The organism is Legionella gratiana (assembly GCF_001467695.1).
Classification (GTDB): domain Bacteria; phylum Pseudomonadota; class Gammaproteobacteria; order Legionellales; family Legionellaceae; genus Legionella; species Legionella gratiana.
The window spans coordinates 16013-28599 of the sequence record NZ_LNYE01000020.1 but is presented as its reverse complement, the minus strand read 5'-3'; the positions used below and the strand labels follow the sequence as shown (position 1 = coordinate 28599).

Below are 12587 nucleotides of genomic sequence, written 5' to 3'. Positions count from 1 at the left end.
AAAAATGCTACAAGATATTAGCATATTAATTTGGATCATCATTAAAATATTAGTGATAGTAATACCTTTATTACTCTGTGTTGCCTATTTAATTTACGCTGAGCGTAAAGTAATAGGGTATATTCAGGCACGGATAGGTCCAAACCGAGTTGGTGTTAAAGGGCTACTTCAGCCGATTGCTGATTTAATTAAGTTAATTACAAAAGAAATTATTGTTCCAACGCGATCGAATAAATATCTTTTCATTGCCGCACCCTTGTTTGCATTGGTACCTGCTTTAGTAGGTTGGGCTGTTGTTCCTTTTCAAGAAGGAGTAGTTCTAGCCAACATTAATGCGGGTGTGCTCTATATTTTTGCAATGAGTTCCTTAGGTGTTTATGGGGTATTAATTGCAGGTTGGGCATCTAATTCTAAATATGCAATGTTTGGTGCCTTAAGGAGTACTGCCCAGACTGTATCTTATGAGATAGCGATGGGTTTTGCTTTAGTAGGAGTACTACTAGCAGCAGGAAGCATGAACTTAACAGATATTGTCAATTCACAAAGAGGGGGCATTTTACATTGGTGGTTTATTCCGTTATTGCCACTTTTTTTTGTATTTTGGATTGCAGGTATTGCTGAAACAAATAGAGCTCCCTTTGACTTAGCTGAAGGTGAGTCAGAAATTGTTGCGGGGTTCCATGTCGAATACTCTGGGATAGGATTTGCGCTATTTTTCTTGTCCGAATATGCCAGTATGATTCTTATTTCTGTATTACTCAGTGTCCTGTTTCTGGGGGGATGGATGTCTCCATTTGAGGGAATCCCCGTTTTAGAAGAGATCTTTTTTGTTGTACCAGGTTTTGTTTGGTTACTCGTAAAAGTATGCTTTTTCCTTTACGTGTATTTATGGGTAAGGGCAACTTTTCCTCGCTATCGTTATGACCAGCTTATGCGTTTAGGTTGGAAAGTACTTATTCCAGTCACCATCGTTTGGATTATTGTAACTGCATTAATGGTTATAACACATCTTAAACCTTGGTTTTGATGATTAATAGAGAAGCCGATGAAAAAAGCATATCAAAATATAAAATATTATTTACGTAGTTTTCTTTTATTAGAATTATTGTTTGGTTTAAAGTTAACCGGTAAATATTTCTTTAAGAAAAAGGTAACTGTACAATTTCCCGAAGAAAAAACTCCCATTTCACCTCGGTTTAGGGGATTATTAGCTCTGCGTCGTTATCCAAATGGCGAAGAGCGATGTATCGCATGCAAATTATGTGAGGCGGTGTGCCCAGCTCTAGCGATAACCATTGAAGCAGAGCCACGTGAAGATGGTTCCCGTCGCACAACACGATATGATATCGATATGTTTAAATGCATTAACTGCGGTTTATGCGAGGAATCATGTCCTGTTGATTCAATAGTAGTTACTCCCATACATCATTATCATGTTAGCGAGCGCGGTCAAAATATTATGACTAAAGAGAAGCTATTGGCGCTTGGTGATTTGATGGAACCAAAACTTGCAGCAGATCGAGCTGCTGACGAAAAATACCGATGATGAGGTAATTTTTATGCATGAATTATTAGTCCAAGTGATTTTTTATATTTTCGCGGCATTAGCAATCGGTGCTGCCTTCATGGTAATTATACAAGATAACCCTGTACGTAGTGTTTTATTTCTTGTATTAACCTTTTTCGCCAGCGCAGCACTTTGGATACTTGCGGAGGCAGAGTTCCTTGCGCTTATTCTGGTGCTGGTTTATGTTGGTGCGGTGATGACCTTGTTTTTGTTTGTTGTCATGATGCTCAACATTGATGTTGAAATTATGAAAAGTCATTATAAGCGGTATTTACCTTTTGGACTGATTCTTGTTGCTTTGTTGCTTGGACTTTTGATGGTGTCTATTCCTTCAGGAACCTTTAAGAAAAACGTTGAAGTTCAAGGTCATGCGATAAGTTCACAATTGCTTGATACAACACAAAATGAATCTGAAGTGCATCAACCATTATCAAATACTGAAGCTCTAGGCATGGTGCTTTATACAGATTATTTGCTGGCTTTTGAGATTGCAGCTGCTTTATTGTTAATAGCGATCGTTTCTGCAATCACTTTGGTACATAGAGGCCCGAGAAAATCAAAACGACAAAATGTAAAACAACAGATTCTGACGCATAAAAATCAGCGAGTGGAATTAATTAATATGAAAGCAGAGAAATAATATTGGGGAATTCTAGATGATACCTGTTAATAATTACCTGATTTTAGGTGCTATTTTATTTGGTTTTGGTCTTATAGGCATTATGATGAATCGCAGAAATATCATTTTATTGCTAGTATGTATCGAATTAATGTTACTTGCAGTGAATACTAATTTTATTGCATTTTCACATTATTATAGCGAAATTGGTGGACAAGTTTTTGTCTTTTTTATATTAACAGTTGCTGCTGCAGAGGCGGCGATAGGTTTAGCCATAGTGATGTTACTTTTTAGAAATCGAGGTAACATTAATGTAGATAAGATGAATCATTTAAAAGGTTAACATTGTGAGTATCCAACAACTTTGTCTAATAATAGTTCTAGTGCCTCTTGCAGGTTCTATGATTGCTGGCTTTTTTCGTAATCAAATAGGACGAGCTGGAGCTCATACAGTCACTATTTTGGGTGTTGCTATTTCTTTTGCAACATCAGTATATTTGGCATGTCAGCTTTTCTCTGGCAGCATTCCAACACAGAGCACTGTTATTTATCATTGGGCAAGTGGTGGACTAATTCTTCCATTCGATTTTAACATAGGTTTTTTAATTGATCCCTTAAGTGCGGTGATGTTGGTTATTGTTAACTTTGTATCTTTGCTCGTACATATATACAGTATTGGATATATGGCAGATGATGATGGTTATCAACGCTTTTTTAGTTATATTTCTTTATTTACCTTTATGATGTTGATGCTGGTTACTGCAAACAACTTCTTACAATTATTTTTTGGCTGGGAAGGCGTAGGACTTGTTTCCTATTTGCTTATCGGTTTTTGGTACCAGAAAGAGTCTGCTATTGAAGGTAGTCTGAAAGCATTTATTGTAAACCGCGTAGGTGACTTTGGGTTTCTAATAGGTATCGCTCTGATTTTTGCATATACAGGAAGTATTGATTATGCAACAGTGTTTCAAAATGCAAACTACTTGGCTGCTCAAAACATAGAGCTATTTCAAGGGCACTCTTGGTCTTTAATGACTGTAATTTGTTTAGCTTTATACGTTGGAGCAATGGGAAAATCAGCACAAATACCCTTACATGTCTGGTTGCCTGAGTCCATGGAAGGTCCAACACCTATTTCAGCACTTATCCATGCTGCAACAATGGTTACAGCAGGGGTATTTATGATTGCGCGTATCTCACCTCTTATTGAATATTCCACTACTGCATTGAGCGTTGTATTGGTGATTGGGGCTAGTGGCGCACTCTTTACGGGTATTTTAGCTTTAGTCATGAATGACATTAAACGGGTTGTTGCTTATTCAACTCTATCCCAACTTGGTTATATGATGGTGGCGATGGGAGCTTCAGCCTATAGTGCAGGGATATTTCATCTGCTTACCCATGCATGTTTTAAAGCGTTGCTGTTTCTCGGTGCTGGCTCAGTCATTATAGGTATGCATCATGAACAAGATATGAGAAAAATGGGTGGGTTATGGAATAAAATGCCAATTACCTATGTGACCTATGTTATTGGCTCTCTTGCTTTATGTGCGTTTCCACCTTTTGCTGGATTTTATTCTAAAGACACGATTATTGAAGCAGCACAATTATCACAGATCCCAGGAAGTAGTTATGCCTATTTCTGCGTTGTTGTTGGAGCAGGTGTGACGGCGCTCTATACCTTTAGATCCTTATTTATGACTTTTCATGGTAAACCACGTATGGATGAGCATACATTAACCCATATTCATGAGTCACCATGGGTAGTATGGCTCCCACTTGTTCTACTCGCAATACCTTCAGTTATATTGGGTTATATACTCTATATGCCTATGCTTTATGATAACCCCAGCCTCATTGGTTCATCATTATTTGTTCTTCCTCAACATAATGTCCTGGCTGAACTAGCACATGAAGTTACGTCACCTTTTGAAAGTATGTTGCATTCAGTGTATTCATTGACGCTTTGGATTACTTTGGCAGGTGCAGCGATAGCTTGGGTTTGTTACATTGCTGTTCCATCGTTCCCAGGATATTTAGCTCGTCGTTTTTCACTTATTTATAAAATACTGATCAATAAATATGGTTTTGATGCTTTTAACAACTTATTTATTGTAAAGGGTTCTAGAGGAATAGGACAAATATTTTATAGTGCAGGTGATCAGAAATTAATCGATGGAATGGTTGTAAATGGCAGCAGCCGACTTATTAGATGGTTTTCAGCTAAAGGTCGCGCGATACAAAGTGGTTATCTGTATCATTATGCGGCAGTAATGGTATTGGGATTATTTGGATTTTTATGCTGGTTGATACTCGGCTGAATATAGGGTGAAGGTATGCATTATTTGCTCAATTTACTAGTTTGGTTACCCATAATAGGCGGTGTTTTTGTTCTTCTCGTAGGAGATGATCGTAACCCGAATATTTCACGCTACTTAGCATTATTCACGGTAATACTTTGCTTACTGCTTTGTATCCCTCTTGTCGGTGGTTTTGATACCAAAACTCTAGGGATGCAATATTTAGAAGTATTCCAGTGGATGCCCGCTCTAGGGATTAGTTATAGCTTAGGTATCGATGGGTTATCTTTGCTTCTCATTGTACTCAGCATTTTTACCAATCTTATTGTAATTTTAGCAACTTGGGAAAGCATTACCAGTAGAGTCTCCCAGTACCTAGCTGCATTTTTAATCATGCAGGGTCTATTAGTTGGCGTATTTTCTGCTTTAGACGCGATTTTATTCTATGTGTTTTGGGAAGCAACATTGATTCCAATGTACCTAATTATTGGTATTTGGGGTTCTGATAATCGCGTCTATGCTGCGATTAAGTTTTTCTTGTATACTTTTTTAGGCTCGGTGTTAATGTTAGCAAGCTTTTTGTATATGGGATATATCGCTGGCACATTCAACATTGAAGCTTTTTATGCAATTAAGTTAGGCATGACTGCGCAAACATTGATTTTCATTGCATTTTTCTTGGGTTTTGCAATAAAAATTCCTATGTTCCCAGTTCATACTTGGTTGCCAGATGCCCATACGGAAGCGCCTGCAGGTGGCTCTGTAGTTTTAGCAGCAATTTTATTGAAGCTCGGCGCTTACGGGTTTATTCGTTTTTCGTTACCCATAGTCCCTGATGCATGTAATCGTTATGCAGGAGTGATGATTGCTTTATCTTTAATTGCAATTGTCTATATTGCTTTGGTGGCAATCATTCAAAAGGATATGAAACGACTTATCGCCTATTCCTCAATTTCCCATATGGGTTTTGTGACTCTAGGTTCCTTTGCTATTTTTGCTATTGCGAAACAATCAGGTCTTAGTGGAGCGGGTTTAATATTAGAGGGTGCAATTGTTGTAATGATTTCACATGCTTTTGTCTCCAGCGGTCTTTTTGCTGGTGTTGGATATATTTATGATCGTATGCACACCCGACAATTAGCGGACTTTGGTGGAATTGTGAATACAATGCCTATGTTTGCTTCCTTCTTTATGCTCTTTTGTATGGCAAATGCCGGGCTGCCAGGAACTTCAGGATTTGTTGGTGAGTTTATGGTAATTTTAGGCTCACTCAAAGCGGGGTTCTGGATCGCATTTTGGGCTGCAACTACGTTAATTACTTCAGCAGGTTATAACCTTTGGATGTATAAACGAGTCATTTTTGGTCCTGTAGCTAATGAAAAGGTTGCAGCGCTAAAAGACCTTACGGGCTTTGAGTTAAGTGCTTACGTGTTGCTTGCTTTAGCAGTAATTGCTATGGGTGTTTATCCTAAGCCATTGTTAGAGTATATCCATCAAACAGTAAGCCATACTCTAGCATTAGCAAGTCAATCAAAACTGTAATCAAGGTTAATCAATATGACAGCATTACTTGAAAATATCCATGTAGCTCTTCCAGAAATGGTTGTGTTGGCTACAGCATGTATCGCATTGCTTACCGATTTATTTTTAAGACATAGATATAAATCAATTGCTTATTTTATATCCTGCATTGGATTGATTATCGCTACTTTGGTTAGCTTTCTTTATATTGGAATGTATAAAGTCATTACTTTAAATGGTTTATTTATTAGTGATGACGTTGCTCATATAATGAAGTTTTTTATTTATCTTACTGTTTTACTTAGCTTTATATATTCAAGAAACTATATAGATGAGCGTCAGATGCCATCTGGCGATTATTATGTATTAGGTTTGTTTTCTACTCTAGGCATGATGCTTCTTGTTTCAGCTCATTCATTATTAACTGTTTTTCTAGGGCTAGAATTATTATCATTGCCTCTGTACGCTATGACAGCCATTAGGAGAACAGATGGTGATTCCTCTGAAGCGGCAATGAAATATTTTGTCATGGGCTCCATCGCATCAGCTATGCTTTTATACGGCATGTCATTAATTTATGGCGCTACAGGGAAGTTAGATTTATTAGATGTTGCTAATGCGATTGCTGCAAATTGGCACCAACAAAATGCATTATTAGCTTTTGCTTTGGTCTTTATTTTGTCAGGAATAGCTTTTAAATTGGCTGCGGTACCTTTTCATATGTGGGCTCCTGATGTATATCAAGGAGCACCGAGCTCAGTTACCTTATTTATCAGTGCCGCACCGAAAATAGCTGCAGTTGGTATGACGTTTAGGTTGCTTACCATTGGTTTGATAGATATTAGTTCGCAATGGCAACAAATATTGTTAGTGATCACGCTGCTTTCGACAGGATTAGGAAATTTGTTTGCGGTAGTTCAAACTAGTATCAAGCGATTACTTGCTTATTCAGCAATTTCGCACATAGGATATGCCTTATTTGGTATTCTGGCTGCAAGTGCATCAGGGTATTCAGCCGCTCTTTATTATATCGTAGTTTATTCAATTACTTCAGCAGCTGCGTTTGGTCTTGTTGTTTTAATGTCAAACCAAGGGATGGAAATTGATAATGTCGATGATTTAAAAGGACTGAGTAAAAGAAGTCCTTGGCTTGCATTTATGATGCTAATCATTATGTTTTCAATGGCTGGTGTTCCACCTACAGTTGGATTTCTTACTAAATTACTTGTGCTTAAAGCCTTAGTCGATGCACAAATGACTTGGGTTGCGGTAGTAGGTTTATTCTTTACGGTTATCGGTGCCTATTATTATTTGCGTATTGTTAAATTAATGTACTTCGATAAGCCAACTCATCATGAGCCTGTGATTGTGAATAAAGGTAATGTTTTGATTTTTTCGTTCAACTGCTTGTCGCTACTTTACTTGGGTATTTTTCCTGGGGCTTTAATTGCGACGTGTATTAATGCGTTTGCTGCTTGATCTAACATACCCTAATATCTGCATTAGAAATTCATTTTTTTGATGCAGAACTCATTTTATTAACAAACTTGAACGAAAGTACTTGCTAAGAATGAAGAGTCTCAGTATACTTGCCATCAGTTGACGCGGGGTGGAGCAGCCTGGTAGCTCGTCGGGCTCATAACCCGAAGGTCGTAGGTTCAAATCCTGCCCCCGCTACCACTTATTTAGAACCCCATTTATGGGGTTTTTTATTATCTTAAAAACGCAGTTGAATTACAGCGAAATTAGCAAACATACAATCACTCGCAGTAAATTCAGTTTTTTAGGATTATGTTAATTTGTAATTGCACTAAGAAAATAGTAGCCCTGAAAAATAAAGTCATTCTACGGAATTTCTACTTTAGAATATTTCCAAATGAAATGCTTTCTCTTCAGCAAGGCTACTATACTGTATTTGTATTAGGCAAATATGCCTTTTGAAATTTATAAATATTATGATACAAGATGAATTGGAACATTTATTAGCTCCTACACTTGCTGATATGGGCTATGAACTTTGGGGATGTGAATATCTTTCACAAGGTAGGCATTCTTTATTACGAATATATATCGATAAAGCAGATGGAATAACAATAGATGACTGTGAAGCAGTAAGCCATCAAGTAAGTGCGTTACTTGATGTAGAAGATCCAATTCAAGGAAATTATAGTTTAGAAGTATCATCTCCTGGTATTCCTAGGCCTCTATTTAAAAGTTGGCAATATCAACGCTATTTAGGGCATGAGATTCAGGTAAAAACTTTTAAGCCAGTTGGCGGTAAACGTAAAATGATTGGTACTATAGTTTCAGTATCTGAAACTTCTGTGGTGCTTAATCTAAACAATGAAGATCAAGAATTACTTTTTTCAAATATTGTGAAAGCAAGTTTGACAGTATAGAGAGGCGAACAATGAGCAAAGAATTGTTACTGGTTGCAGAGGCGTTATCAAACGAGAGGGGTGTAAGTAAGGACGTTATTATACTTGCCATTCAGGCCGCATTGGAGTCTGCAACTCGCAAGATCTTTGGATTAGACATTGGTGTACGAATTAAATTAGATTCACGCACTGGTGACTATGAAACTTTTAGATATTGGGATGTAGTTAATGATGATGATCTCGAATATCCAGATCGCCAGCTCACTGTAGAGCAAGCAAAAGTACGTAATCCCTCTGCAACTGTAGGTGATCGTATCGAAGAATCAATTCCTTCTATTGAGTTTGGCCGAATTGAAGCTCAAGCTGCTCGTCAAGTGATTATGCAAAAAGTTAGAGAAGCAGAGCGTGAGCTAGTAATTGATCAGTTTAGAAGCAAACTAGGACAGCTGATTTATGGTACGGTAAAAAAAGTAACTCGAGACAACATTATTATTGATCTCGGTGGAAAAGCCGAAGCCTTCTTACCGCGCACAGAAATGCTTCCACATGAAATGTTTCGTCCAAATGATAGGGTACGTGCTTATTTATATGAAATAACACCGCAAGCTCGCGGCCCTCAATTATTTGTTAGTCGAACTCGTAACGAAATGCTTGTTGAGCTTTTTCGCATTGAAGTACCCGAAATTGGTGAAAATGTTATTGAAGTTAAGGCTGCTGCTCGTGATCCAGGAAATAGAGCGAAAATCGCAGTTAAAACTAACGATGGCCGGATTGACCCAGTAGGTGCTTGTGTCGGTATGCGCGGCGCTCGTGTTCAGGCGGTTTCGAGTGAACTTGGTGGTGAACGAGTCGATATTATTTTATGGGATGATAATCCAGCTCAATTAGTTATAAATGCAATGGCTCCAGCAGATATATCTTCCATCGTTGTTGATGAAGATACACATACTATGGATCTTGCTGTAGAGAAGGAGCAGTTATCGCAAGCTATCGGTAGAAATGGTCAAAACGTTCGTTTAGCCAGTCAATTAACAGGCTGGACTTTGAATGTAATGACTACAGACGAATTTGAAAATAAGAACATAGAAGAATCAAGTAAAATTATTAAGCTATTTACTTCCGCACTGGAAATTGATGAAGAAATAGCTGCATTATTAGTAGCACATGGTTTTTCTTCACTTGAAGAGATTGCCTATGTGCCCAAAGAAGAGCTCTTGGCCATAGAAGAATTTGATGAAGAAATCGTTGAAGAGCTAAGGAATAGAGCAAACGATAACTTACTTACAATGGCTCTTTCTACCAATAAAGATTTATCTGGCCTACCTGACGATTCTCTGCTCGAAATGGAAGGAATGACTCACGATCTCGCTAATCAATTAGCAGCTCGAGGAATTACATCTATGGAGGATTTAGCGGAGCAATCGGTAGATGAGTTATTAGAAATTGAAGGCATGACAGAAGACAAGGCCGCTGCTTTAATTATGAAGGCTAGAGAGCCATGGTTTTTATAGAGCCATGGATTTTTGATAATATTGTAGTACAAATGATATGCAGATAATAATGTTACTGCTGAAAGGGGATTAAAATATGGCGGATGTGACGGTTAAACAATTAGCTCAAGTTGTTGGTATTCCGGTTGAGCGCCTATTGAACCAGTTACAGGAAGCAGGATTATCTTTTAAAGATGATCAACAAACTGTGAATGAAGAGCAAAAACGGATTCTTCTCAATCACCTGAAGAAAACTTCTTTGCGTGATACAAATGTTTCACCTGAAAGAATTACTTTAAGACGAAAAAGTTTATCGCAAGTTACTATTGGGCATGATGCTTATAGCGGAAAAACGGTTAATATTGAAGTTCGTAAAAAGAAAGTTTTTGTTAAGCGAAGTTCAGTAATAGAACAACCTGAGCCTGAAGCGTCCATGGCCGCTGAAGAAAAAGTGGCAGTGCCTGAGCAGCAGCCGGCAGAGATTGTGCTTGAAACCTCCTCTACAACAGAACTTACCGCACCTACAGAATCTATAGAACTTACAGAACCGGTTGAAACTGTATTCACTGAAACGGAGCAGCACCAAGAGTCAAAGGAAGAAAGTCCCCAAGAAGAAAAAGTAGAAGAATTTGTAGAGACCTCGACTACAGATGTTTCGGAAGAAACTTCTACACTCGAAGAAATGGCTGAACTCTCCTTAAAAGAAGAGCATAAACCTGAAAAGCAAAGTAAAAAGAAACATGCAGACCAGGGGGTTGAATCCGATTCATCTGATTTCAGAAAAGCTAAGAAAAAACCTAAATACCAAACGTACGATCGTGATGAAGAGGAGCAAGAGGTTCATAGACGCAGTGGCCGTAGTAAGTTTAAAAAACGTAAGGGTACAGAGAAATCAGATAAATATCGAGAGGCTGAAGAATCTTTAAAACATGGTTTTGCTTTACCAACTGCACCAGTAGTAAGAGAAGTTTTGATTCCTGAGACAATTACGGTTGCTGAGTTGGCAAAAAGAATGTCAGTAAAAGCTGCAGAAGTAATAAAAGTGATGATGTCACTTGGCGCAATGGCCACCATAAACCAAGTGATAGATCAAGAAACTGCAGTTATTATTGTTGAAGAAATGGGTCATAAAGCACGTGTTATTAAAGAAGATGCAATCGAAGCAGGCTTGGGTGAGTCTATTACTGAAGGAAGTCATCGCGAATCTAGAGCTCCTGTAGTGACTATTATGGGACATGTCGATCATGGAAAAACTTCGTTACTTGATTATATTCGCCGTACGAAAGTTGCTTCGGGTGAAGCAGGAGGTATCACACAACATATTGGTGCATACCATGTAAGTACTCCAAAGGGTGAGATTACATTCTTAGATACTCCAGGCCATGCTGCATTCACAGCAATGCGAGCTCGTGGAGCTAAAGTGACTGATATCGTTATTTTGATTGTTGCGGCAGATGATGGTGTGAAACCACAAACCATAGAGGCAATACAGCATGCAAAAGCAGCAAAGGTACCTATAATTGTTGCTATTAATAAAATGGATAAACCTGATGCTGATCCTGAGCGTGTTATGAACGAATTGACTGTTCATGAAGTGATTCCGGAAGCGTGGGGTGGTGATACTATGTTTGTAAATATTTCTGCGAAATCAGGAATGGGTATTGACGATCTTCTCGATTCAATATTATTACAATCAGAAGTTTTAGAGCTTACTGCAATTACAGATGGCGCTGCAAAAGGTGTGGTTATTGAATCGCGTTTAGATAAAGGTAGAGGTCCAGTTGCTACTGTATTGGTGCAAAGTGGTACCTTGCGTAAAGGCGATACTCTCCTTGCTGGTTTCCAATATGGTCGTGTGCGAGCTTTGGTAAGTGATAATGGTGATATGACAGATAGTGCCGGCCCCTCAATTCCTGTAGAGGTACTCGGCTTATCGGCAATTCCTCATGCAGGAGACGAAGCTGTAGTAGTGTCTGATGAGAAAAAGGCTAGAGAGGTTGCTCTATTCCGTCAAGGCAAATTCCGTGATGTAAAATTAGCAAGACGCCAGAAGTCAACTATTGAAGGCATCATGGAGAATATGGCTGCTGGAGAATCTAAAGTACTTAATGTTGTACTTAAGGCAGATGTTCAAGGCTCTCTTGAAGCTATTTCAGATGCTTTAGTGAAGTTATCTACTGATGAAGTCAAGGTTGCCGTTATCTCTAGCGGTGTTGGCGGTATTACTGAGTCTGATGTACATCTTGCTATAGCGTCTGATGCAATTTTGATTGGTTTCAATGTTCGGGCAGATAGTAGTGCCAAGAAACTTGCCGAACATGAATCTGTTTCAATACACTACTACAGCGTTATTTATGATATTGTTGATCAAATTAAAGGTGCTTTATCAGGCATGCTCGCACCACAATTTAAAGAAGAAATTATTGGTATTGCTGAAGTTCGTGATGTATTTAAATCGCCCAAAATTGGTGCAATTGCTGGTTGTATGGTTGTAGAAGGGGTGATTAAGCGTAATAATCCGATTCGCGTATTGCGAGCTAATGTAGTTATTTACGAAGGTACCTTAGAGTCCTTACGACGATTTAAGGATGATGTCGTTGAAGTTCGTCAAGGATTTGAATGCGGTATTGGAGTGAAAAATTACAATGACGTAAAACCAGGTGATTTAATTGAAGTATATGAAACAGTAGAAATTAAACGTGATTTATAAAG

Annotated in this window: 9 protein-coding genes, 1 tRNA gene and 2 pseudogenes; all 12 read left to right on the top strand. The window is 38.3% G+C overall.

The genetic code is table 11. The features are described from left to right. Positions 1–4 precede the first annotated feature (4 nt). Positions 5–1027, top strand: coding sequence for an NADH-quinone oxidoreductase subunit NuoH (nuoH, locus tag Lgra_RS04955; RefSeq protein WP_058498171.1), 1023 nt, complete (start codon positions 5–7; stop codon positions 1025–1027). Positions 1028–1045: 18 nt separating this feature from the next. Beyond that, positions 1046–1546 (top strand): NADH-quinone oxidoreductase subunit NuoI, encoded by a 501-nt coding sequence (gene nuoI, locus Lgra_RS04950; protein ID WP_058498170.1) that lies wholly within the window; start codon positions 1046–1048, stop codon positions 1544–1546. Between the two features lie 13 nt (positions 1547–1559). Next, positions 1560–2207, top strand: a complete 648-nt coding sequence (locus tag Lgra_RS04945) for an NADH-quinone oxidoreductase subunit J (RefSeq protein WP_058498169.1) — start codon at positions 1560–1562, stop codon at positions 2205–2207. A 16-nt stretch (positions 2208–2223) separates the two neighbouring features. Continuing rightward, positions 2224–2529: an NADH-quinone oxidoreductase subunit NuoK gene (gene nuoK / locus Lgra_RS04940; RefSeq protein ID WP_058498168.1), complete on the top strand. Its 306-nt coding sequence runs from the start codon at positions 2224–2226 to the stop codon at positions 2527–2529. Positions 2530–2533: 4 nt separating this feature from the next. Continuing rightward, positions 2534–4507, top strand: a complete 1974-nt coding sequence (gene nuoL, locus Lgra_RS04935; protein ID WP_058498167.1) for an NADH-quinone oxidoreductase subunit L — start codon at positions 2534–2536, stop codon at positions 4505–4507. 15 nt (positions 4508–4522) lie between these two features. After that, positions 4523–6028 (top strand): complex I subunit 4 family protein, encoded by a 1506-nt coding sequence (locus Lgra_RS04930; protein ID WP_058498166.1) that lies wholly within the window; start codon positions 4523–4525, stop codon positions 6026–6028. Positions 6029–6043: 15 nt separating this feature from the next. Beyond that, positions 6044–7486: an NADH-quinone oxidoreductase subunit NuoN gene (gene nuoN, locus Lgra_RS04925; protein WP_058498165.1), complete on the top strand. Its 1443-nt coding sequence runs from the start codon at positions 6044–6046 to the stop codon at positions 7484–7486. A 124-nt stretch (positions 7487–7610) separates the two neighbouring features. Beyond that, positions 7611–7687: transfer RNA gene (locus Lgra_RS04920), tRNA-Met, on the top strand. A gap of 275 nt (positions 7688–7962) precedes the next feature. After that, positions 7963–8406 carry a ribosome maturation factor RimP gene (gene rimP / locus Lgra_RS04915; protein ID WP_058498164.1) on the top strand — a complete coding sequence of 148 codons (444 nt, stop codon included), beginning with the start codon at positions 7963–7965 and terminating at the stop codon, positions 8404–8406. Positions 8407–8417: 11 nt separating this feature from the next. Continuing rightward, on the top strand, positions 8418–9896 hold the full coding sequence (gene nusA / locus Lgra_RS04910; RefSeq protein WP_058498163.1) for a transcription termination factor NusA: 1479 nt from the start codon (positions 8418–8420) through the stop codon (positions 9894–9896). Positions 9897–9972: 76 nt separating this feature from the next. After that, positions 9973–10303 (top strand): annotated as a pseudogene (locus Lgra_RS18600) (translation initiation factor IF-2 associated domain-containing protein); the annotation flags it as partial. A 266-nt stretch (positions 10304–10569) separates the two neighbouring features. Next, a pseudogene (gene infB / locus Lgra_RS04905) lies at positions 10570–12585 on the top strand (translation initiation factor IF-2); the annotation flags it as partial. Positions 12586–12587: the final 2 nt, after the last annotated feature.

What these genes read in the sequence shown, in the direction of transcription:
- nuoH (WP_058498171.1), top strand. Translation starts at nt 5, where the DNA reads ATGCTACAAGATATTAGCATATTAATTTGGATCATCATTAAAATATTA.
- nuoI (WP_058498170.1), top strand. Translation starts at nt 1,046, where the DNA reads ATGAAAAAAGCATATCAAAATATAAAATATTATTTACGTAGTTTTCTT.
- Lgra_RS04945 (WP_058498169.1), top strand. Translation starts at nt 1,560, where the DNA reads ATGCATGAATTATTAGTCCAAGTGATTTTTTATATTTTCGCGGCATTA.
- nuoK (WP_058498168.1), top strand. Translation starts at nt 2,224, where the DNA reads ATGATACCTGTTAATAATTACCTGATTTTAGGTGCTATTTTATTTGGT.
- Lgra_RS04930 (WP_058498166.1), top strand. Translation starts at nt 4,523, where the DNA reads ATGCATTATTTGCTCAATTTACTAGTTTGGTTACCCATAATAGGCGGT.
- nuoN (WP_058498165.1), top strand. Translation starts at nt 6,044, where the DNA reads ATGACAGCATTACTTGAAAATATCCATGTAGCTCTTCCAGAAATGGTT.
- rimP (WP_058498164.1), top strand. Translation starts at nt 7,963, where the DNA reads ATGATACAAGATGAATTGGAACATTTATTAGCTCCTACACTTGCTGAT.
- nusA (WP_058498163.1), top strand. Translation starts at nt 8,418, where the DNA reads ATGAGCAAAGAATTGTTACTGGTTGCAGAGGCGTTATCAAACGAGAGG.